General features: G+C 56.4%; 1 protein-coding gene. It reads right to left on the bottom strand.

Annotation, left to right across the window (positions count from 1 at the left end):
- Positions 1–257 (bottom strand): IS3 family transposase (locus tag DBY90_RS12495; RefSeq protein ID WP_185952218.1); only part of this gene is annotated, 257 nt, incomplete at both ends.

Raw genomic sequence — 257 nt, forward strand, 5'->3', positions numbered from 1 at the left:
CGTTGGGCTTTTTGGCTGTGAACCGACGTTTGAGGAGGTGTTCCGATATTTCGCCCATGGCGGGATGGCGGTAGGCTTTTTTCGCCCGTATGAGGGCTTTCAGTTCCATCTGCTTCATCAACCGCGCCACTTTTTTGCGGTTCCAATCCAATGCTGCGGCAATGCGCCTTTGCCCGTAGCGTCCTTTATGCCGTTCGTAGATTTCGGCGATAAGGGCTTTGTCGGCTTCGTCGGGGTCGGGTCGGTCTTGGCGGTGG

The sequence above is a fragment of the Neisseria mucosa genome, assembly GCF_003044445.1.
In the GTDB taxonomy this organism is placed as follows: domain Bacteria; phylum Pseudomonadota; class Gammaproteobacteria; order Burkholderiales; family Neisseriaceae; genus Neisseria; species Neisseria mucosa_A.